The organism is Actinoplanes subtropicus (assembly GCF_000721705.1).
In the GTDB taxonomy this organism is placed as follows: domain Bacteria; phylum Actinomycetota; class Actinomycetes; order Mycobacteriales; family Micromonosporaceae; genus Actinoplanes; species Actinoplanes subtropicus.
In genome coordinates, this window is the sequence record NZ_JOJL01000188.1 from 1 (window position 1) to 250 (window position 250).

At 66.4% G+C, this 250-nt stretch carries 1 pseudogene; it reads right to left on the reverse strand.

What is annotated here, in order from left to right:
• Positions 1-67: 67 nt before the first annotated feature.
• Positions 68-250: pseudogene (locus tag IH26_RS59335) on the reverse strand (hypothetical protein); the annotation flags it as partial.

The following is a 250-nucleotide window of genomic DNA, read 5'->3' on the forward strand; positions in this document are numbered from 1 at the left end:
ACCCTGAATCACCTCGTAGCCGGCGCCCTTCAGCGCGATACTGACAACCTGGCGCACCGACGCCGAGTCATCCACGACCAAAATGGTCTTCCCCATGCTCTCCCCCGGGATCATCGGTCAGGCCCAGCGAGCGCAGCCGCTTCTCGAGCCACCCGGCGACCAGCGCCTCCTTGCCGGGTGGGAGCCGGATGCCGGTCTCGCGGTGGAGCACGCCGGTGATATAGGCGAACTCGTTCGATCCGATCTCGCG